We start from the raw sequence: 21,149 nt of genomic DNA, 5'->3' as shown, positions 1-21,149 counted from the left end.
TGATGCCTTGACATCCTCAGCCACCCATCACCGGGTTCATCTTTGTTGCACCTCGTACTTGAATCCGCCCCTGAATCACGGCTCGATTTCATTGCACCAAATCTTCAATCGCATCCATCACCATGTTCGTGCCGATGGCAATCAGCAAAATATCGGAAGCCACTCGAACGTATTTGTAGCCTTGAGGGGGCATGCCTAAAGCCAGCACCACAGATCTTGGTAACTCGTAGTACGTCAAATTGGCAGGCAACGATTCCCCCTTTTTCCATTTTTTAGCTTGTCCCGGTGGCAAGCAGCCTGATCCTTTTTTGGCCAATCCCGGAGGACAGAAACCCTTATTTTCGGCTCTGTTGTAAAAATTTCGTGCCGCCTCAATTTGATGAATTTGAAAATATCCACCCACAGCAACATGTTCAGCAGAGGAGGGGGCCGACATCTGCGACATTGACTTGTCTGGCTTCTGCTCGTTTCGTTTTAGCTCTTTACTCGATTGCTGCTTGTTCTTTTGGTGCACGTTTGCAGGATGATTTTTCCCTTGCTCTGTAAGCGCATGACTGGTGTCAGGCTGTTTTGCGTACAAGTTTTGCAAGGGCAACAAGGCCTGATTCGCAATTAAGAATGCAAGAAAAATGGATCGGCTGTGACTCATAAGGTGCTTTAGGATGAACATGATGAACTTGTGTCGTTGATCAAGTTATCAGCCCTGAACGTTTTGCTCTGTGTGATAGCGCACTTTTTGAAACATCCAATCCAGTTTTACCCATGAAAAAAGGCAGCCAGGTTATTCACCAGGCTGCCTTTCGGCTTGAGCAATCAGAGATTACTTCTTCTTGTTCACGGCGGCTTTGAAAGCGGCGCCAGCTGTGAAGCGAGGCACGGTGGCCGCTGCAATTTTCAGCTTCTCGCCAGTGCGTGGGTTCTTGCCAACGCGAGCAGCGCGCTTGGCTGCCTTGAAGGTACCAAAGCCAATGAGTTGCACGTCTTGTTTTTTGGCAACGGTCTTGGTGATGATTTCAACCAAAGCGCTGACGGCACGGCCGGCAGCTGCTTTGGACATGTCTGTTTCTTTTGCCAAGGCTTCGATCAGTTCTGCTTTGTTCAAGATTTTCTCCAAGTGAATAGAACGGCGAGATTTTGCCATGCATCCGATCATTCATGCACACAATTTCTCTCAATTTTGTCATCTTGTTGCACACTGATTACTTTACATAATACACATCGTATGCATCCATATACACGAGATGATGACGATCTTGACCAATCGACCCGGTCACACAAGTAAAGTTGACGCTACTTTCCAAGTAAAGTTATAGCTACTCACATATTCCAAGTAAAGTTGACGCTATCAAGGACTGGTGATTTGGCAAGACCAAAACGTTGATGTGCTAACTTCTATCCGATTACGCTTCGTACGGCTTTGTTCTTTGCTGCAGATTTGAGTTTTTTGGGTTGCATGTCGTTGATGCGTGCAAGATAACCTGATGCGCGCTCTGATAGCTGCGTGTTTTGCATCCTCAGCTCGTGCAGTTGCTTGGTCAAATTTCCTGCCACTTCCAGAGCCTCACTTTGATGTCGTATCTGCTTCTTTTTTTCAATCTCCACCTCTGCCTGTAATTTTTTTACTTGTTGGCGCTCGCGATCAATCTCCGCCATCAGTCTTCGTTCTGAAGACACAAACTGTGCCTGAAGCGCTTGGATTTCAGCGCTGTGAGCCAGCAGTTGCGCATCGTGACGGCGACGCTCCTCATTGCCTTGGGCAACTTGCTGTTGAAGCGCCAGACGCGATGATGTAAGTTCCTCATCCTTCTTGTTCACATGCATTTGAAGCTTATGCGCTTGACCTTGTGTTTCGGCATGCTTCAGTTCAAGCGCATCAAGGGCTTGCTTTAATTCTGATGCCTTCTGCGTGAACGCTCCACGCTCAGCTTCAATTTCAGCAAGCACCGTCGTCATTTGCTGTTCTTGCTGACTTGCTGTGTTCGCGAAATCTGCTTTTGATGCTTCAAAAGTACTGTGAGCCTCCTGCAAAGCGCTTTTCCAGAGGGTTTTCATGGCTACTTGCACAGTAGCTGGCAATTCGCTTGTTTTATCGGATTCACCCGTTGGTCCTCTCAAACGCTCTCCCAATGAAGAAAACCAGACCTCCAGCATCGGGCCCACGGTGTTGGGCGATCCACGGCCCAATTTCATGCGAACACGTTCGATGGTCGGTTTGAGTTGCTCACTGAGCAATTCGTCGGCTGCGCCGTTGACATCGGTTTGCTGAACACCCCTTGGACTTTTAACTTGCATCGCCCTGCTCCTTGCTGTAAATTTACCGACGATAAGAGATATTTATCGTGATTTAAAGGATAAAAAGATAAATAATCTTACATGCTATGTAAGATTTCTTCAAAGAAATAAGCCGCCCATGAACTTGCGCCTGCCCACGCTCAAAAATACACCCGCCCTGGAGCCAGAGGCTCTGAGCGAAGTCACCCAACGCGCCGTCGAAGATCTGCTGCGCGAAGGTGAATCAAAAAACACCCTCATTAGCTACCGCAGCGCCTTGCGCTACTGGGCCGCATGGTTTGGTGCACGCTACGGCCGACAAATACAGCTGCCCGTGCCCACCGCCTGTGTGCTCCAGTTTGTCGTCGACCACGCGGATCGAACCACCGACAAAGGCCTGGCGCACGAGCTGCCCATCGAGATCGATCAAGCCCTGGTGAAATCCGGCTTCAAAGGCAAACTCGGCGCACTCGCACACAACACCCTGATTCACCGAATTGCGGTCCTGTCCAAAGCCCACCAAATTGGCGAGTTCAAAAACCCTTGCCACGACCCCAAAGTGCGCGAGCTTCTCTCCCGCACCCGCAAGGCCTACGCCAAGCGGGGTGCCCTCCCCCGCAAAAAAGACGCCCTCACCAAAGAGCCTCTTCAAGCCATCTTGCAAACGTGCGATGACTCAGTCATCGGCATCCGCGATAGAGCACTGATCTTGTTCGCCTGGTCCAGTGGCGGGCGCAGGAGATCCGAGGTGGCCAGCGCAGACATGCAGTTTTTAAAACGCACCGGCCCCGATGCCTATCTCTACAACTTGGCGTTCTCCAAAACGAACCAAGCCGGCGCAGAACGCGCTGAAAACCACAAACCCATTTTTGGCCTCGCAGCGCAAGCCCTCTCGGCATGGCTCACCGTCAGCCACATCACCAGCGGGGCGATTTTCCGAAGAGTGCGCAAAGGCGGTCACATCGCTGAAGCGCTCTCCCCTGCCGCTGTCAAAGATATCGTTAAAAAGCGATGCTTGTTGGCAGGCATTGACGGCAACTATGCCGCCCACTCCCTGCGCTCAGGGTTCGTGACAGAGGCAGGCTTGCAAAACGTTCCCCTCGCTCAGACCATGGCCATGACGGGGCACCACAGCGTCTCCACCGTGTTGGGTTATTTCCGCATCACACAAGCGGCTGAGGTGACAGACCTTATGAGAGATGCGCGCCCCAACACTTGAAGCTCAACTGGGGTATGAACTTGTATGGAAAATCAGGCACAGGAGATCAAATGAAGACCATCACGCTCTATTTCGCAACCGCAATCGCTGAAATCGTGGGGTGCTACCTGCCCTGGCTCTGGCTCAAGCAAAACGGATCTCCATGGTTGCTGATACCCGCCGGAGTCAGTCTGGCGGCCTTCGCGTGGCTACTGACACTGCACGAAGCTGCCACCGGACGCGTCTACGCTGCTTACGGGGGTGTCTACATCTTTGCAGCTATTCTTTGGCTATGGGCCGTCGACGGCATCCGACCATCGAATTGGGATGTCGCGGGTGTTGCCGTGGCCCTGCTGGGTATGAGCATCATTGCCTTTCAACCGCGCTAGGAACAGATCCTCAATTTGGAGAATGCTTTGAAAAAAGCGCCTTGCTTGCGGATCTCGGAACAGTGTTTACGGGCGCTCAAAGGGACTCGTACTCCTTTGACGCAAATCAGTGCGCCCCATGCACATGGCGCGCGCCTCGCTTGCCCACCGGCCCCACTTCCTTAGAGGCCTGAGCAATTCCGGAAAGCACACCGCACTCACTGACAGAGCCGTTTCCGGCACAACCGGTTCGCAACTCAACAAGTTGCCTTTGCAAGACCTTCAGCTCTCTGATTCGAACCGCCACATGCTTGATGTGCTCATCAACCAAGGCGTTGATGTCAGAACAGTCCTGTGGGGGGGAATCTTTCATGCGCAACAGCGCTCGAATCTCATCCAGGGCCATGTCCAAGCTTCGGCAGTACCGAATGAACGAAAGTCGTTCAACGTGCTCCGGTCCATAGACGCGGTAGTTGCCTTCTGTTCGCCCCGGCTGTGGCAACAAGGCCTCACGCTCGTAGTAGCGAATCGTCTCCACCTGTGTATCGGTGGCCTTGGCGAGCTCTCCAATCCTCATGGTGTCCTCCATCAGCGGTTGACCATATTTTAGGCGCTTGACTCTAAAGTGGCTACAGGGTTTCTAATCGCTGTAACGAGGAAGAAATCATGAGTACAAGTACATCTTGCGAAGGCGCAAAGCCACAGGTCCGCCCGACTGAGAACGGATGTTCAGCCGCTTCCTGCGTACCCTTGGTGCAATCTGAGCAGGACGTGGCGCATATGAACACAGACCAGTCACAGAAAAGGTTCCGTATCTCCAACATGGACTGCGCCTCAGAGGAGTCCGAGATTCGGCGCGCTGTGGATGGCATCCCGGAAATTGAAGCCTTGCGATTCGATCTGGGGGCACGCGTACTGACCATTTCTGCGAGTCAAGCTGCATTGCCAAACGCACTACAGGCGATTCGAAAGGCAGGGTTTAAGCCTGAGCCCATCGATGAAGCCGACAAAAAACCTTCCGGTACAACTAATGCGTCTGCGACGTTTTGGGACATGTGGGGAAAGCTTCTGGCGGCGCTCGGCTTGGCATTGGCAGCAGAGGCGATCGCGTACGCCTTCCCTGCGACGACCTGGATCAAAGCCCTGGGCATGGCCATCGCTTTGGGTGCCATCTTCCTTTCAGGCTTCGGCGTCTACGGAAAAGGCCTGGCTGCGCTGCGGCAAGGACGATTGAACATCAACGCCCTCATGGCAGTAGCCGTCACAGGCGCCTTCTTGATCGGCCAGTGGCCTGAGGCCGCCATGGTGATGGCGCTCTATGCCATTGCAGAGGCCATCGAAGCGCGGGCGGTCGACCGCGCTCGAGGTGCCATCAAAAGCCTTCTTGCCTTATCACCAGAGCAAGCCGAGGTAAGCCAGGAGGACGGCGGCTGGCTTCGGATTGACGTCAAGTCTGTTGCATTGAACTCGGTGGTACGTATCTCTCCGGGTGAGCGTGTTCCGCTTGATGGCACCGTGCTGGCGGGTCAGAGCGCGGTGGATCAATCGCCTTTGACAGGCGAGAGCCTGCCCGTGGACAAAGGACCTGGTGATGAGGTGTTTGCCGGAACCATCAACCAGGCCTCTGCTTTGGAAGTCCGGGTCACATCGCCCGCCTCAGACAGCACGCTCAGCCGGATCATCAAAGCCGTCGAGGAAGCGCAGGCCTCTCGCGCACCGACGCAGCGTTTTGTTGACCAGTTCGCCGCCGTCTACACACCTGCGGTCTTTGCCCTTGCGGTGCTGGTTGCCGTCCTGATGCCCTGGGTGGCCGGGATCACGTGGCTCGAAGCGGTCTACAAGGCTCTGGTCCTGCTTGTGATTGCATGCCCTTGCGCCTTGGTCATCTCCACACCCGTCACGGTGGTGAGTGGTCTGGCCGCAGGGGCACGGCGGGGTATCTTGATCAAGGGAGGCGTTTACCTGGAGGAAGCCCGAAAGATCAAAGCCGTCGCTTTGGATAAAACCGGCACCATCACCGAAGGAAAGCCCAAATTGGTGGCGTTCGAACCCATCGCACCCGACGAGCCTGAGCAAGGGGCAGAACTGCTCGCAAAGAGCCTGGCTGCGCGTTCAGACCACCCCGTCTCAAAAGCGATTGCCCAAGGCCTAGCGGTACAAGCCCAAGAAGTCGAAGCATTTGAAGCTGTCGCAGGTCGTGGCGTCCAGGGGGTGATCGATGGTCACCCCTACATCCTGGCCAATCACCGCTGGATCGAAGAGCGCGGCCAGTGTTCTGCGACATTGGAAGCACGCCTCGCAGTTCATGAGGAGGCAGGACGAACTGTGACCATTTTGGCCAATCGGGACCAGGTGATCGCGCTCTTCGCTGTAGCGGACACGATCAAACCGTCATCGATCGAGGCCATTTCCGAAATGAAGGCGCTGGGGGTCGTTCCCATCATGTTGACCGGTGATAACGCCGCCACGGCGCGCACCGTAGGACACTTGGCAGGCATTTCAGAAATCCGAGGCAACCTGCTGCCCGAGGACAAGCTCAAGGCGATTGAAGAGTTCCAAGGAAGATACGGTGTGACGGCCATGACCGGTGACGGCATCAATGATGCCCCGGCACTTGCAAAGGCGAACATTGGCTTTGCGATGGGCGCTGCGGGCACTCACACGGCCATGGAAGCGGCCGACGTCGTCGTCATGAACGACGACCTGCGCCGCTTGCCCGAGACGATTCGCCTCTCCAAACGTACCCATGTCATTTTGTGGCAGAACATCACCCTGGCTCTGGGCATCAAGGCGGTATTCCTGCTCATGGCCATCTTTGATGACGCGTCTATGTGGATGGCGGTCTTTGCCGACATGGGCGCAAGCTTGTTGGTGGTTTTCAATGGGCTTCGGCTTCTCAAGGCAGTCAAGTGATGGCTCCCAGGCAGCTGTAAACCTCTCCCATTGCCTCAGGATTACTGAGGCCAACGCCTCGTCCCGTGATCAAGTAAGCCTGAATCGACTAAACTATTAACTTATGAAAAAGTTCTTGGCAATCTTCTTGCTGGTTCTGTTGCCCTTGCAATACAGCTGGGCAGCAATGGCAAGCTATTGCGAGCACGAAACCAGTGTGACTGCCAAGCACCCTGGTCACCACACCCATGACCATGCGTCAATTGACCAGCAAGAGTCCAGCAAAAATGCCCCTCAATCGGCGGGCATGGACCATGACTGTGCCACTTGTCATATGGGTTGTGCCGCTGCCCTGGTCAGCGATCTGAGCAAGACCACATTAGCAGCCTCTGACGATCACCCACTTCACCTTCAGGTCATTGCTTCTCATATGGCAAGTGAACGTCCTGAACGGCCTCAATGGCCCGTGCTTGCCTGATCGGCGAGCCTCGGGTTTCTTTACCTTTCCCTCTTTTCGAATCCCCTGTGTGCGGATGCACATGACGCTTTGCGCGTTGTGCGTCATCGCCTAGCGACGTGTTGTCGCTGCTCGCTGATCTCCTTGGATGTTTTCACCATTGGAGATGAGCTATGAGTTTGTACAAAAAAAGATCGGCACCGATTCGAATCGCGCTGTCGGTCATGACCCTGAGTGGCTTGGTGCTGACGGCCCAAGCACAAGGCACATCCGCCGCCGCGTTGAGTGGCTCGGTGTCCTTGAAAGATGTTTTCGAAACGGCGTGGCAAAGGCAACCCGAGGCGTACGCGCTTCAATCGCGTCGCGATGCTGCCCAGGCCCAGGCCAAAGCCGCGTCGATGCTGTCCCCCGAGCCGCCCTCGCTGGAGATAAGTCAGCGATCAGACCGGATGACAGGCAACAGCGGTGCGCGGGAAGCTGAGGTGGGTATCGCCGTTCCCATCTGGCTACCCGGACAACGCACAGCCAGTGCCGATCTGGCGCAAGCTGAAATCTCGTTGGTTGAGCGCAAGCTGCTCGCCTCACAACTGCGGCTCGCTTCTTCCGTCAGGGATGCTTGGTGGGGCTGGTTGCGAGCTCGCGTCGATGCTGAACTGGCGAGCGAACAACTGGCCAATGCACAACGCATCGCCGCTGATGTTGCCAAACGGACCAACGCGGGTGATCTGGCAAAGTCCGACCAGCATCAAGCCGAAGGCGCTGTCGCTGCGGCCCAAGCGCATGCCGCCCAAGCTCAAGCTGCATCTGCCGCAGCCTTGGCACAAGTGATGGCGCTGACAGGCAGGACGGCTCAGGCAGACTTGACAGTCAACGCGGCTGTCGAGCCAGCGCCAGATTCGACCCCACATACGGGTGCGGCAGTGGGGCATCCCTTGTTGGCTGAACTGGAGGACCGCATCACGATGGCCGAGCGGACGGCTCAGCTGATCAGCGCCCAGAGGCGATCCAACCCGGAACTCACGGTGGCCACCACGCGCGGCCGTGGGGCATTTGGAGAACGCTATGGCCAGACTGTGCTGATTGGCATTCGCGTGCCCTTGGGTGCAGGCCCTAGGCATGACGCCCGTCTTGCGACTGCACAAGCCGAAGCGATAGAGGTGCAGTCACAACTGGTCCTCGAGCAGGCGCGCATTCAAGCCGACAAACAAGGCGCTGCTGCTCGTCTGGAGGCCGCACGCACTCAACTTGATGCTGCGCAGCGACGAGCCCAGCTGGCCAACGAGTCCCGCAGCTTTTTTGACAAGTCGTTCAGGCTGGGCGAGACGGATCTGCCCACCCGCTTGCGCATTGAAGCAGAGGCTGCAGAGGCCGCGCGACAAGCCGCTCGAAGCCGAATTGACCTAGCCTCCGCCATTTCGGCATTGCGGCAGTCCTTGGGCTTGCTGCCCGAGTGATGCTGACACCCCTCAAAATTTCAAGGAACACCATGAATTTAATTCATTCAACAGCCGCCACTCTCTTGGCGCTGATCTTCACACTGCTTAGTCCCATGGCCATTGCCGGTGCGGGTCACGACCATGGAGAAGCTGCTCCACAAGCGCAGGGGACAGCACTGCCGCGTTTCGTCGCGGTTTCAGAGGATCTGGAAATGGTTGGCATCGTCAATGGCAAGCAGCTGACGATTTTCCTGGACCGTTTTACAGACAACAGTCCGGTTAATGACGCTCAAATTGACATTGACATCGAAGGCAGCAAATACAAAGCTGAAAAACATGGCGTAGGTGAATACGAAGTCATCCTCAAGGACACGCTCAAACCTGGCGTCATTGCCATCACCGCAACCATTCAGGCCGGTGAACTGAACGACCTGCTGACTGGCGAACTCGATTTGCACGAGGACGAAGATGAACCTGTCAGTGGTTCTTCTTGGAAAGGCATCGCCCTGTGGATCGGCGGGGGGTTATTGGCCCTGATGGCATTAGGCGCGATCGTTCGCTTTCGTCAACAAGCTCGTACGGCCTAAGGAGCCTCAGCATGAAAAAAATCAATACTTTTAAACCACGCCACTTGATGGCACTGGCTGCGGCTTTGACGCTTGCAGGTGCTGCGCTGCCTACGTATGCGGGCGAAGGCCATGAGCACGGGGCTGCGCCTGCGATGGCCAATGCCAATGGTCCACAGCGTATGGCCGATGGCAGCGTGTTTTTGCCCAAGCCAGCCCAACGCCAACTGAATGTACGCACGCTGGTAGTGGAAACCGCTGAGCTGCCACGCGCCTTTGAACTCAATGGTCAGGTACTGATGGACCCCAACGCAGGAGGCAAAGTCCAACCCATTAACGCTGGCCGCATTGAGCCCGGCCCTAATGGCCTGCCCAACGCAGGGCAAAGCGTTAAGAAGGGTCAGGTATTGGCCTACGTGGTCCCTGCGGTCGCCCCCCTGGAGCGTGCAGGTCAGTTGACTCAATTGGCCGAATTTCGCGCTGCCAAAGCGCTTGCTGAAAAGCGTTTGGCACGTTTGCGCGAGTTGTCGGACACGGTTCCGCGCAAGGAAGTAGAAGCCGCAGAGAGTGATGTGCTCAGCCTGACCGATCGCCTGTCGGCCGTCGGTGGCGGCCTCAGCAGCAAAGAAGCACTGGTCGCGCCCGTTTCTGGCGTGATTGCCTCGGCGCATGTCGTGGCAGGCCAAGTGGTGGACACGCGGGAATTGATTTTTGAAATTGTCGACCCGAAGCGGCTGCGCATTGAAGCCTTGGCTTTTGATATCTCAGTGGCCAACAACATCGGCGGTGCCACATTGGCTGTCGGCGACCAGCGCACGCCACTGGTTTTCATGGGTGCAGCGCGCAGTTTGCGAGAGCAAGCTCTGCCGCTGAACTTCCAAGTGCAAAGCCCGGAACTATTAGGCCTGGCCGTTGGACAGCCCGTCAAAGTCTATGTGCAGTCCAAGCAAAAGACACAGGGTATTGCGGTCCCCCAGTCGGCACTGATGAAAAACGCTGCCAATCAGAACGTGATGTGGGTCAAGTCTGCAGCTGAGCAGTTTGAACCCCGCACGGTGACGTTCGAGCCCCTGGATGGCGCGCGCGTCACGGTGATCTCGGGCTTGAAGTCTGGCGATCGTGTGGCGACCCAAGGTGCCACGCTCATCAACCAAGTCCGTTAAAGGGGTCACGATATGTTCAAGTGGCTTCTCGAAAATAGCCTGACCAACCGGCTTCTGGTGTTGATAGCGGGTGCCGTGTTGATGGCTTACGGGGCATTCACATTGTCTCGAACGCCAGTCGATGTCTTTCCCGACCTCAACAAACCGACCGTGACGATCATGACCGAGGCGGGTGGCATGGCGCCCGAAGAGGTCGAGCAACTGATTACCTTTCCTCTGGAGACGGCCATGAATGGCTTGCCTGGGGTCGAATCGGTTCGTTCAACCTCTTCTGCTGGCCTGTCCTTTTTGTATGTCACCTTCAACTGGGACACGGAGATTTTTCGGGCACGCCAACTGGTGTCTGAACGCCTCTCGTCCATGGAAGAAGGTTTGGCTGCCGGGGTAATTCCACGGATGGGGCCTATCAGTTCCATCATGGGTGAGATCATGCAAATCGCTATTCCTGTCGATCCGCAGAAAATCTCCCCTATGGCCGTGCGTGAGTACGCCGACTGGGTGCTCCGGCCACGACTCTTGTCCATACCGGGTGTCGCACAGATCATCCCCATTGGCGGCGAAGTGCGTCAGTTTCAGGTGCAGCCCAATACAGCGCGCATGTCTGACTTGGGCATCTCCTTGGACCAGTTGGAGTCGGCGTTGCGCGGGTTTTCGGCCAACACCTCGGGGGGGTTTCTGGAACTCAACGGGCGCGAGTACCTGATTCGAAATCTTGGTCGCACTTCCCGTCTGGAGGACTTGCGCAATCTGGCCATCACCGCCAAGAACGGTCAGCCCATCTTGTTGCGCCAGATCGCTGAGGTCACTTTTGCCGCAGCCATCAAACGTGGGGATGCAGGCTTTGAGGGCAAGCCCGCCGTGATTCTGGGCGTTCAAAAGCAACCCACCGCTGACACGACCCGTTTGACACAGTCGATTGAAGAAGCGATTACGGATCTCAAGGCATCCCTTCCTGAGGGGATGGAGGCACCCCGTGTGACCTTCCGCCAGGCCAGCTTCATTGAGGCGTCGATCTCGACGCTGCAAGGCAAGTTGATCGGTGCGTCGCTGTTTGTGGCCGCGATCCTTTTCTTCTTCTTGGGCACAGTTCGACCCACCATCATCGCGCTCACCGCCATCCCAGTGTCCATCTTCATCACGGCACTGGTGTTCAAGTATTTTGGCTTGTCGATCAACACCATGACGCTTGGAGGACTGGCGATTGCCATTGGCGGACTGGTGGACGATGCCGTGGTGGATGTGGAAAACATCTTGCGGCGCATGAAAGAAGACCGTGCCAAGGACCCCAGTCAGCGCCTGTCGCTGCTCGCGCTCGTGGCCAAGGCGTCCATGGAAGTCCGCTCGGCGATCCTCTATGCGACGGTGATCATCGTGCTGGTCTTCCTGCCGCTTTTTGCTTTGCCGGGCCTGGAAGGCAAGTTGTTTGTGCCGCTGGGCATTGCCTTCATCATCTCGACACTGGCCTCTTTGTTGGTGTCGGTAACGATGACGCCGGTGCTGAGCTACTACCTCTTGCCGGGCATGAAAAACCTGGACCATGGCGACACCAAAGTGCTGGCATGGCTCAAGCAAGGCTACAAAGGCAGTTTGCAAAAAGTGCTGGACAAGCCACGCGTGGCGATAACCAGTGCATGTGTGGCGGTGGTGTTGGCTGCGGCGGCTGTTCCGTTTTTTCCGACCACCTTCTTGCCTCCTTTTAATGAAGGCACCTTGCTGGTGGGCATACGGCTGAACCCAGGCGTCACATTGACAGAGTCCTCTGACCTGGCACGCCAGGCTGAAGTGCTGGTCAAACAGGTGCCCGAAGTTCTGCATGTGGGCAGACGCAGCGGACGTGCTGAACTCGATGAGCATGCCGAAGGTGTTCATGTCAGCGAATTGGACGTGGGCATCAAACCCTCAGGCGAGTTGACGCGATCAATGGATGAGGTCCGTGCCGACATCCGTGCACGCTTGGTCAACCTGCCTGCTTCGATTGAGGTGGGGCAACCCATCTCACACCGCATCGACCACATGCTGTCTGGGGTGCGCTCCCAAATCGCCATCAAGATTTTTGGCGAAGACCTGGACGTGCTGCGCGGGCAAGCCGATGCGCTGCGCTCACGGCTGTCAGGTATCGAGGGCATAGCTGACCTGCAAATCGAAAAACAAGTTCTTGCACCCCAGATCAAGGTACGGTTGGACTATGCGGCAGCGGCGCAATACGGCCTGTCTGGCGCGCAAGTGCTTGCCACACTGCAGACCCTGGTGGAAGGTGAACGTGTCACGCAAATCATGGAGGGAGGTCGCCGCTTTGCGTTGGTTGTGCGTTTACCAGAATCCGCACGATCGCTGGAAGGCTTGGGCCAGGTGTTGATCGAAACACCCTCGGGCAGAATTCCGCTGTCCAAAATCGCAACGATTGAAGACGCCGATGGTCCCAACCAAATCAGTCGGGACAACGGCAAGCGGCGTATCGTGATTTCTGCCAACGCTTCGGGCCGCCCATTGTCAGAAGTTGTGGCCGACATACGCAAAGTGACGGCGGATTCTCGATTGCCAGAGGGCTACTTCATCACCCTTGGAGGACAGTTTCAGGCGCAAGAAGAAGCCTCGCGCCTGATCTCTTTGCTCTCGGTGGTCTCTGTGGTGTTGATGTTTGTGGTGCTTTACAGCCGCTACAAGTCCGCCGTTTTGTCGGCCTTGATCATGGTGAACATTCCCTTGGCGCTCGTGGGTGCCGTGTTGGGTCTTTGGCTGTCAGGTCAGCCCTTGTCGGTGGCCGCCTTGGTCGGGTTCATCACGTTGGCTGGCATTTCGGTGCGCAACGGCATTTTGAAAGTCAGCCATTACATCAACCTCATGCGCTTTGAGGGAGAGTCCTTCACCAAGCCCATGATCTTGCGCGGTTCGATGGAACGATTGAGCCCTGTGTTGATGACGGCCTTGGTGACTGCCTTCGCATTGGCACCCTTGCTCTTCGAGGCCGAACGCCCCGGCACCGAAATTTTGCACCCGGTCGCCGTGGTGATTTTCTCGGGCTTGATCAGCTCGACGCTGCTCGACACCTTTCTGACGCCTGCCATGTTTTGGCTCTTTGGCCGCAAACCTGCCGAGGCGCTTTTGCAAGACAAAGATGCTGAAGCATTCTGACCATTCATTCGTTTCTTTAACCTCAACCAAAACCTCAAAAGGACATCTCATGAAATTCCATACGCTCTTGATCACATCGTCGCTTTTTCTCAGCGGACTCGCATGGGCAGGGCCACACGATGCGGATCACAAACCCATGCAAGGTGGTGTTTTGACCACCGTCAAGGATGTTGACTACGAACTGGTCGCCAAACCTGATGTGCTGCAGTTGTTCGTGCGTGACCATGGCAAACCCGTTGACGTGAGTAAAACGACGGCAAAAGTCACACTGCTTTCTGGCGCTGACAAGCAAGAAGTTGAGTTGAAACCAACAGGCGACAAGCTTGAAGCCAAAGGTAGCTTCAAGGTAGCTCCTGGGACAAAGGTTGTTGCTCAATTCAGTTCAGCTGGGAAAACCACTTCTGCACGTTTTGTTCTGAAATGAGGCGTTTACAACTTACTTGTTTTTGCCACAAATGGTGGATCAATTTTGGGAAAATATTATGAAAACTTGGATTACTAAAACAATCGTCGTCTCAGCTTGCGTACTTGGCATCGCGGGCTGCGCTTCACCGGTTGATCGAATCGCTGAGAAGCCGCATTGCCATACGGATCGAGGAAGAAATGCTTACTGCACCAAAGATCCTGCACCCAGCATTGCCAAAGATGATGAAGCAAAGTTGTTTGCCTCAGTGCCTGAAGCTCTGACGGTTTACGTCGTGCGTTATTGGGGCGACGGACATCATCCGTTGGACATTTCTGTGGATGGTGGCGCAGCGATGGAGACTGTTCCAAACTCCATGATTCGCCTGCGATTAAAAGAGGGGACTCATCAAATCACCTTCAATGTTGGAGGCAAGACCTTTGATCGAACAATTTCAGGTACGAAGGGGGAAGTTCAGTTACTAGGGATTACGGGTACCGATTGGATCTGGGGCAACTCTTCACATTGGTGGACAGATGACTCAGTTGATCAACTCAAACGGCGCGCACTGCGTTCCCGTTTGATCAAAGACATCACTTTGCTTTGATGTTCTGGGGCCCCCGCCATGACTGTTTGTCATTGGCGGTGGGAGTGGCAGTGACGTTCATGGCGCAAACACTCAACACGCTTAGTTTCACAAACGCCTGCAATCAGCCTGAAGCTCAGGTTGATGCAATATCCTTATCGTCCGCTTATGGCCTGTACCTCACCCTCAAGGCAGTGATAGATGACCGGGTCTGAATTGGCCATATTTCAACGAAATCATTTCGCTATGAGACCAACCCGTTCAACCGAAAGGCTTCGATACGACGATCTGATGCGCAAAATCCATGCCGATCAATTTCACGTTCACATAAATATTTATATTGATCAAAACTCCTACATACCGGACTCGAAATAGCCTTCAAAGGGTGAGCAAAATTATGCTCATCGTTGGAGAGCGAGAGGTTGTTCATCTTGCAAAATTGAGCAAATTGCAGGCGCATAAAACCGAACAGGTCGGATGTTCGGACTGAAAAGACTTGAATTTTGTAGTCAACCAACCGTAGGTAAAAGTACCCTCCTGAGTAGAACAGGATTGATTTAATTCGTCGTCTGGGAGCGATGGACACATGGTGGATTTTCCAACCATCACAGAGTTCAACACTTGGCGCTGTGTGCCAACCATCACGCTCGGACCAAGTCAAACAAAGACCTGACCCACACTTTTGTTTCATCGCTTGGGTAAGGTTGTCATGATCCAAAACTCTTTGTGATTTGCTTCGTCCGATTTTTCGTGTCAATGCCAATGGCTCATCCACATAGCTTGTGAACTCCAGACTTCGTGCAGTAGGCCGGGTCACTGTGATCTGGAAAAGGTTCAATTGACGAATGTCATCGGTTGACCAAGTGCATCGTCCCTGTCCGATCTTGTATTCAACAAATCGCTCTGCTTCTTTCCAAACTGCCAGGCAGTAAAGGCCAAAGACGTGACTTTGGACCCATGATGAATATTCGGTTTTTGATGCTCTCTGAAGGTACTGCTCAAATCCAACGGACGCCTCACCCAAGAACTCTGAAAATTTGCATCTGTACCACCCTCCTTCTGGGGGGAATTTCTTACGCTCATCCCAACGCCTTATGTCCACCGTCGGCTCAACGGTTCTGGCCCAAATCAGCTCTATGAATGCCAGACGAGCTTGCCGGTTGGATCGCAGCAGTGCTGCAATCGCCTCTGGCGTTATGCACTTTCTGAATTGCCACACCCAATAATCAGATCGCGGAACCACGTGCCGACGCAAATACCGCGCTACAGATTTGTAGACATCTGTTGGTACAAAACTCATTCTCCAAAAATCAGTGTGACCACCCTGCTCGAATCCCAGCCGAGGTTTATTTGGTAGCTCTCGAAATTCAATACTCTTAGTTCTGTAGGCGTAACGGTAATTAGGTGTTTCATATTTGATCAATGCATTCGGATATGCGATAGCTTGGATTTCACACAATTCTTTGAGTCGAATGAGCCATTCTTCCTCGTGCAAAGCATCAAATTTTCTGTTCATGTACGAGGCCACATAAATGGCGCTCAACGACGTCAACCAATCGGCAAGAGGCTTGAGTTTTTCGGTGTTGATCAAACGATGATCGTTTCCGTTCAAGCGCGCTGGATCGAAATACTTCAGGCTTGAACATTGGCAAGTATTTGGATAGGCAAGAGACATGGCATCAACACGCTCTCCATCGTTCTTCATGCACGAACATTCGACGTGCAGAGGCTCCTCGTGGATCGGGCACTGAGTAAGCAATTTCAGTGAAAAGAGCCTGGTGTGATATCCCAACTCCAAGCACTTTGGGCAGTAGCCGTTTTGGGGTGTGAACAAGAATTGCCAGCAGTATGGAATGAATCGATGATCACAAAATGAAAACAATTGAACTGGCTCACCCATCAGTCGAGCCAAAACCCGAAGATCAACATTTTGAACCGAACGGCTTTGACTCTGCGCACGTTTCGCCCTGGGTGAAAAATCTTCACTCAGTGGAAAGTCAGAAATTCTGAGTTTGTTCAAGTGGGCCAGTTTTCTTAAGGTCAGCCAAAGTGACGTGTAAGGCAACAGCGTGCCTGGCTTCCATGTCAGAGTTGTCATGCGCTTACCCCTTTGGTGTTCGTCCCCTTGGTGCCCCCGCTGAAATAATCGCCATCAGGGCACCATGGCCAGAATGCTCGACGATTTCACTGATGGATTTTTTTGACAACACATCAGACACCGCTCGTCCAGACGCCAGCAAAAGGAGAATCCGTCTGCACACCACAGAGATGGTTTTCATTGGAATTTCATGCGGCCCGTCATAGCGATGCGGCAATTGGTTAATGAACTCTTCCCAAAGTGGTGCCGCATAACTGGCAATGCGAAATCCATTGCTCCAAAGCTCAGGGACGATGCTGGCAGTAAAAGATACACCCGACCCCTCAGGCCATTCAGAGCCTTCGTCATACCCGGACATCACGTACCCCAATTGCGCCTCATCGCAAATACCATGAAACCTTGCAGCGGTGAGCAAAAACCTCGCAGCGACATGTGCACCGCCCGCCATGGCGAGATTGATCGGGTCATCCCGAAACTGAACAGAAGCGATGGAAATCACACACAACCGAATCCTCTTTTTCTCCAGCATGCTGTGCAGCTCGACAAGCCACAACCACTCGCGCATCGTCATGCCTTGTGCTTCGTCAATCACAAGTACAACAAAACGTCCGCCCGCCTGTGCTGACAATTGTTCAAAACGGTCCACGAGCATTCCCAAGCGTTCCGTTGGGCTACGTGTTGATCTGGCCAACCGATGCTTGGCTGCTTCCAGCAAATTTGCATAGAACCGCCCGGATGCGCTGGCACCGCCCGATTCGGTATGACTCCAGATCACCATCGGTATGAATCCTCCATACCTGGCAGCGAGCAAGCCTTCTAGCCAGTTATCAACAGCGCTGGATTTACCCAGTCGAGAGGCCCCATAAATGGTGGCACCATCAAATTGATCGTCTAGCCACCGTCCGATGGTGCTCACCATTTTTTCAATGGCGGGGGTGAACAACGAGTAATCTCTCGTGACCAGGGGATGGTCTTTGGGGATGTGCTCTGGAACGAGCTGAAAGTCTGAGTTTTCCATCACCAGGTCTTTGCCATGCGCATCTTGGGAAGTGGAGCGCTCTGGCTTGCAGATTTGGGTTTCGGCTCAGGTGGCGGTGAGGTGCCCTTCGTTTTCTTGGATACTCCGGAGACCTTGGTCAGCTCTTCGGGCATGGCCTGACGGTTGATTTCACCCATGACGTCTGGCACCGAAAAGTTCGGCTCTTTCATTTCATCCAGCGCTTGAGTGCTTGTCATCATGATTCGTCGCGCCTGCAGATAGGCCGGATGAACAGGTAGCTTTTTATTGGCATGTATCTCAGCGTATTCAATTAACGCCTGGACGGGATCCCTATTGCCGGTCAGAAATAACAATCGCTTTGTCGCAAGTGCCCGAATGGCTTGCCGCATGTAAAGGGTGTGGGGTGATCGGTGCCACGGCGGTTGAACATGGACGGTTCCGTAGATCAGACCATTTGAATCGGAGACTGTGGCCCAGCGTGCGTCTGTTTCGTCATCCAGTTGAAGCCATAGTTTTTTACCGAGAAGATCCGGACGTTGAACCAGCCACTCGGAGGTGTATTTGGCGTTCTCAAAGTTGAAATACGGTCTTTTGCCCGTGTATTCACCGCCAAGCAATGTGCAGACCTTTCTGGTTCCCGCCATTCTTTTAACGAGCTCTGGGTCAGCGTGACGAATGCAATTTTTTGTTTTGGAAGACAAGAAGTCCATTTGAGCTAGAGGACTGCGATAGCCCAGACCTGTATGTGGCGTGGCGTTGTAGTTCGCGATGGTGACATCCAGCAACTCCTCAGCATAGTCAAGTTGGAACTGGACCTCCGCAGCAATTTTTTCTGGATCTCGTCCTTTCTTATCTTCGTGACTGCTGCCTGTGCTCGGAGAGAGTCGGTGCATGGTGCCAGAGGCCAAAACCCTGAAAAACGACTCGATAAATGGCCGATCATCTTTGCTGCGCCTTGAACTGTAAGACGTAGGGTCTTGGGGCTTGATGACCTTGGCGCCAACAATATGCAGCAATGGCTCCTCGACTCTGGGGCAAACGTTGGCCAATGCGCCATCAACGCTGAATTCATTCCAGCAAGCTGACAAATAGACTTCAGAGTGTGCGGATGGCAAGGCCGCGCCTTCTGCGTACCCATCCTCACAAAACGTCAAGGTTCTTGGGGCCCACTTGGATAAAGCATTTTTGATGGTGATCAGAACGTCGAGCGCACTGCATTCGCGTCGCAAGCTGATGTGATACCCCAGAACTGCACGGGATCTGACGTCAATGATCACGATGATCCAGATGCGGCGGATTTTTCTGGGTTCATAACCGCCGTGAGGAGACGGCACCATGACCACCATTCGGCAGTCCAATTTGTGGGCATCACACTCGACCCGATCAAACAGCTTGAAATCAGGTCGTCGGGTTCCATCGGAGGCTTTGGCTTTTGCAATTGCGTCAGGCCCCCCCATTTTTGACATGGCTAAAAAAGGATGCTCTGCCAAAACCTTCTTGATGTACAGACGAAGTGACTCATACCCGAGCGACTCTGAATTGAATGGCCAGGCTTTCTGATCTTCCAAGCCAGCTTTTCTTAGCTCGTCAATGAACCATCGAAAGATCGTTTGAACATTGATCTTAGGGTGTGCAAGAGAATCGGCGTTATTGAGGATTCGTTTGTGAAAACGATCTTTCAAATCTTTGAACTGTGGACGTTCAAGTAGCCACTTCAACGCGCCGGTTGCTCCAGCCCCATTTTCGTGAACAACAGGTGCAGTTTGACGCTCGTAAGCGGTCACACGAAAATGTGGAAGTGCTCCTCGCCAACCAAAAATATCCCCATCTGAGTGCCTTTGAAGGCATCGGTTTGTGATGATTCGGTAGATATTGGATCGTTTTTCACCCGTTTTCTTCTGCAAAACTGCATCGGTAGCGCCCTTGAGATACAGCTCAATGGCTTTTTTTCGGGCTAAAAATTTAGTTTTGCGAGCAGCTGACAAGCTGTTCTCATCCACCATAGGCCAGCTGCTAAGGTCAATGCTCTGGCTCGATAGCTCAGAATTCGGCGTTGAGCGATATCCAATTCGTCCCGATAAAGCCATAGAACCTCCTAGTTAAAGGTCTATTCAAGACTCATTAAAAAGGAAGAATCACTTAACGTCAACTTTACTTGGAATTCGTAGCATCAACTTTACTTGGAAAGCGACACCCTCCAGAGGGAAGATCCAGCTGTTACTAGCATCAAATTTACTTGTGTGAACGTTTCCGGTCACAAAGGTAAATTTGATACGGATTTGAAGGTAAATCTGATGCTACTCATTTGTTAAAAGTAAATTTGATACAGGTAGCCTCTAGTCTTGCTGCAGAAAACAAGATTCATTTTTTTTGCCTTCCCCATAGGAAGAATGTAGGGTTCCACAATTACTGTCAAAAAACAAAACTCGTCTCGGTGCATGTCCGAAGTAATTGGCAGATTCCTACTTAGCGGTACATCGCGCCAAGTTTGATCGACTTGATTCGGCCAGGAACAGTCAATCATGCCTATTTCCAATTACAGTCATCCGAACATTGAATCTATGCCATCGGTTTGATTGTCCTAATAATCAGGCATCCAAGACTAACAATTCAGAACGACCGCCTGAGACGCATATCATCATCGACTTGTTAGCAGCCTGCTCTTCCTTGGTAAGAATGCTATCCCGATGATCGACCACACCATCCAAAACTTTTGTTTCGCAAGCACCACAGATTCCCTCTTTGCAACTGTAACTAGGAATGATGCCCGCATTCATCATGGCGTCGAGAATGGTCGATCCAGCTGGCACTTGTATGGTACGCCCACTGCGACGTAACTCTACTGTGCAACCTGTCGCATTAATTGGAGCTGCGTCATCCTGTTCCACCGCCGCAAACCGCTCGGTATGCACATAATCAAAACCAAGGGTGGCGCAGGCACGTTGAAACGCATCCAGCATAGGGCCGGGACCACACCCATAGAAATGAGTCTCGTCAGAATAACCTGTTAGCAGCGACTGCAGGTCCGGTGGTGCACTCGCTTCGTCATCGAAGTGATATCGCAGTCTGATATTTTCTGATTGCAATGACTCCAAATCTTGTATGAACGCTGCATCTCGGCGAGACCGCGTGCAATAAATTAAATCAGCCGTTTTCCCTAAAGATGCTAACTTTTCAAGCATACACAACATGGGGGTGATACCAATGCCACCAGCAATCAATACTGAATGTTTAGCATCCTCCTTAAGCGGAAAATTATTGCGGGGCGCCGAGACTTCGAGGACATCCCCTACACGAATTTTCTCGTGCACATAACTTGATCCCCCACGGCTTTTGCGGTCCTTAAGCACACCAATTACATAGCGTTGTGAATTTTTGGACGGATTCAAAAGTGAGTAGCTGCGCACCAATCCATTACCCAAATGAAGGTTGATGTGAGATCCAGCAGTATGATCCGGGAAGACAATGCTTGAAGTAGCTGGTCGCAGTTCAACACTGATAACTCCGGTGGCTTCATACCTTAGGCTGTACACAATTGCAGAAAGAGTAGCAGTTGGCATAGTGAAATTCTTAGGAAAA

General features: G+C 53.2%; 18 protein-coding genes. 10 read left to right on the top strand and 8 right to left on the bottom strand.

Annotated features, from left to right (window positions below):
* Positions 1 to 88: 88 nt before the first annotated feature.
* From ACZ5SR_RS09045 to ACZ5SR_RS09035, 3 genes are all read right to left on the bottom strand, one after another.
* Positions 89 to 670: a hypothetical protein gene (locus ACZ5SR_RS09045; protein WP_464448414.1), complete on the bottom strand. Its 582-nt coding sequence runs from the start codon at positions 668 to 670 to the stop codon at positions 89 to 91.
* 150 nt (positions 671 to 820) lie between these two features.
* The gene (locus ACZ5SR_RS09040; protein ID WP_090047922.1) at positions 821 to 1,102 is read right to left on the bottom strand and encodes an HU family DNA-binding protein; all 282 of its coding nucleotides are present in this window, start codon (positions 1,100 to 1,102) and stop codon (positions 821 to 823) included.
* Between the two features lie 290 nt (positions 1,103 to 1,392).
* A complete protein-coding gene (locus ACZ5SR_RS09035; RefSeq protein ID WP_464448413.1) occupies positions 1,393 to 2,292 on the bottom strand; it encodes a DNA-binding protein in 900 nt (299 codons plus the stop codon).
* Positions 2,293 to 2,416: 124 nt separating this feature from the next.
* On the opposite strand from ACZ5SR_RS09035, the gene ACZ5SR_RS09030 reads away from it, so the two are divergent.
* Both ACZ5SR_RS09030 and ACZ5SR_RS09025 read left to right on the top strand, forming a co-directional pair.
* On the top strand, positions 2,417 to 3,490 hold the full coding sequence (locus tag ACZ5SR_RS09030; RefSeq protein ID WP_464451035.1) for a tyrosine-type recombinase/integrase: 1,074 nt from the start codon (positions 2,417 to 2,419) through the stop codon (positions 3,488 to 3,490).
* A gap of 50 nt (positions 3,491 to 3,540) precedes the next feature.
* A complete protein-coding gene (locus tag ACZ5SR_RS09025) occupies positions 3,541 to 3,858 on the top strand; it encodes a YnfA family protein (protein WP_053176984.1) in 318 nt (105 codons plus the stop codon).
* Positions 3,859 to 3,964: 106 nt separating this feature from the next.
* Here the strand turns inward: ACZ5SR_RS09025 and cadR are convergent, their stop codons facing one another.
* A complete protein-coding gene (cadR, locus tag ACZ5SR_RS09020) occupies positions 3,965 to 4,414 on the bottom strand; it encodes a Cd(II)/Pb(II)-responsive transcriptional regulator (RefSeq protein WP_053176982.1) in 450 nt (149 codons plus the stop codon).
* 203 nt (positions 4,415 to 4,617) lie between these two features.
* On the opposite strand from cadR, the gene ACZ5SR_RS09015 reads away from it, so the two are divergent.
* From ACZ5SR_RS09015 to ACZ5SR_RS08980, 8 genes are all read left to right on the top strand, one after another.
* Positions 4,618 to 6,750 carry a heavy metal translocating P-type ATPase gene (locus ACZ5SR_RS09015; protein ID WP_315234992.1) on the top strand — a complete coding sequence of 711 codons (2,133 nt, stop codon included), beginning with the start codon at positions 4,618 to 4,620 and terminating at the stop codon, positions 6,748 to 6,750.
* 103 nt (positions 6,751 to 6,853) lie between these two features.
* The gene (gene czcI, locus ACZ5SR_RS09010; protein ID WP_108311101.1) at positions 6,854 to 7,207 is read left to right on the top strand and encodes a cation efflux protein, CzcI family; all 354 of its coding nucleotides are present in this window, start codon (positions 6,854 to 6,856) and stop codon (positions 7,205 to 7,207) included.
* Positions 7,208 to 7,359: 152 nt separating this feature from the next.
* The gene (locus ACZ5SR_RS09005) at positions 7,360 to 8,640 is read left to right on the top strand and encodes a TolC family protein (protein WP_315234996.1); all 1,281 of its coding nucleotides are present in this window, start codon (positions 7,360 to 7,362) and stop codon (positions 8,638 to 8,640) included.
* A gap of 32 nt (positions 8,641 to 8,672) precedes the next feature.
* Positions 8,673 to 9,209, top strand: a complete 537-nt coding sequence (locus tag ACZ5SR_RS09000; protein WP_464448412.1) for a hypothetical protein — start codon at positions 8,673 to 8,675, stop codon at positions 9,207 to 9,209.
* An 11-nt stretch (positions 9,210 to 9,220) separates the two neighbouring features.
* A complete protein-coding gene (locus ACZ5SR_RS08995; protein ID WP_464448411.1) occupies positions 9,221 to 10,351 on the top strand; it encodes an efflux RND transporter periplasmic adaptor subunit in 1,131 nt (376 codons plus the stop codon).
* 12 nt (positions 10,352 to 10,363) lie between these two features.
* Complete coding sequence (locus tag ACZ5SR_RS08990; protein WP_291913185.1) at positions 10,364 to 13,483, top strand: efflux RND transporter permease subunit; 3,120 nt, start codon at positions 10,364 to 10,366, stop codon at positions 13,481 to 13,483.
* Between the two features lie 49 nt (positions 13,484 to 13,532).
* Complete coding sequence (locus ACZ5SR_RS08985; protein WP_053176209.1) at positions 13,533 to 13,907, top strand: hypothetical protein; 375 nt, start codon at positions 13,533 to 13,535, stop codon at positions 13,905 to 13,907.
* 58 nt (positions 13,908 to 13,965) lie between these two features.
* The gene (locus ACZ5SR_RS08980; RefSeq protein WP_133239944.1) at positions 13,966 to 14,493 is read left to right on the top strand and encodes a hypothetical protein; all 528 of its coding nucleotides are present in this window, start codon (positions 13,966 to 13,968) and stop codon (positions 14,491 to 14,493) included.
* 223 nt (positions 14,494 to 14,716) lie between these two features.
* On the opposite strand, the gene ACZ5SR_RS08975 is transcribed toward ACZ5SR_RS08980, so the two are convergent.
* The 4 genes from ACZ5SR_RS08975 to ACZ5SR_RS08960 form a co-directional block, all read right to left on the bottom strand.
* Positions 14,717 to 16,570 carry a hypothetical protein gene (locus tag ACZ5SR_RS08975; RefSeq protein WP_464448410.1) on the bottom strand — a complete coding sequence of 618 codons (1,854 nt, stop codon included), beginning with the start codon at positions 16,568 to 16,570 and terminating at the stop codon, positions 14,717 to 14,719.
* A 4-nt stretch (positions 16,571 to 16,574) separates the two neighbouring features.
* The gene (locus ACZ5SR_RS08970; RefSeq protein WP_053176200.1) at positions 16,575 to 17,588 is read right to left on the bottom strand and encodes an ATP-binding protein; all 1,014 of its coding nucleotides are present in this window, start codon (positions 17,586 to 17,588) and stop codon (positions 16,575 to 16,577) included.
* The gene (locus tag ACZ5SR_RS08965) at positions 17,588 to 19,573 is read right to left on the bottom strand and encodes an integrase core domain-containing protein (RefSeq protein WP_053176198.1); all 1,986 of its coding nucleotides are present in this window, start codon (positions 19,571 to 19,573) and stop codon (positions 17,588 to 17,590) included. The genes ACZ5SR_RS08970 and ACZ5SR_RS08965 overlap by 1 nt, the downstream gene beginning before the upstream one ends.
* 585 nt (positions 19,574 to 20,158) lie before the next feature.
* Entirely contained in the window at positions 20,159 to 21,130 is a 972-nt protein-coding gene (locus ACZ5SR_RS08960) for a PDR/VanB family oxidoreductase (RefSeq protein ID WP_464448409.1), read from the bottom strand.
* Positions 21,131 to 21,149: the final 19 nt, after the last annotated feature.

The sequence above is a fragment of the Limnohabitans sp. TEGF002 genome (assembly GCF_055395845.1).
This window is presented reverse-complemented; position numbering and strand designations above follow the sequence as displayed.